The 300-nt window shown below is 55.7% G+C and carries 1 protein-coding gene; it reads left to right on the top strand.

The annotated features are described in order from the left end of the window. Positions 1 to 300: Ig-like domain-containing protein (locus tag HUN22_RS17860; RefSeq protein WP_254617579.1), on the top strand; the 300-nt coding region annotated here is incomplete at both ends.

Genomic DNA, 300 nt, shown 5'->3' with positions numbered 1-300 from the left:
CAGGCAATACCTCATTGCCAGGTACAGGCACAGTCTCTGCAGACATCACGCCACCGGTGGTCGCGCTTGATGATGTCCTTACCAATGACAGCACACCTGCGCTCACCGGTACAGTCAATGACCCGACTGCGACGGTGGTGGTGAATGTAGATGGCACTGACTATCCGGCGACGAACAATGGCGACGGCACCTGGACGCTTGCAGACAATAGCTTGCCTGTATTAACAGACGGTCCACACACCATTACCGTGACAGCAACAGATGCAGCGGGCAATGCGGGTACGGATACTGCAGTGGTAA

This window comes from Acinetobacter lactucae (genome assembly GCF_013344765.1).
In the GTDB taxonomy this organism is placed as follows: domain Bacteria; phylum Pseudomonadota; class Gammaproteobacteria; order Pseudomonadales; family Moraxellaceae; genus Acinetobacter; species Acinetobacter lactucae_A.
Note: the sequence above shows the minus strand (reverse complement) of the source record. Positions and strands in the feature narration are given on the sequence as shown.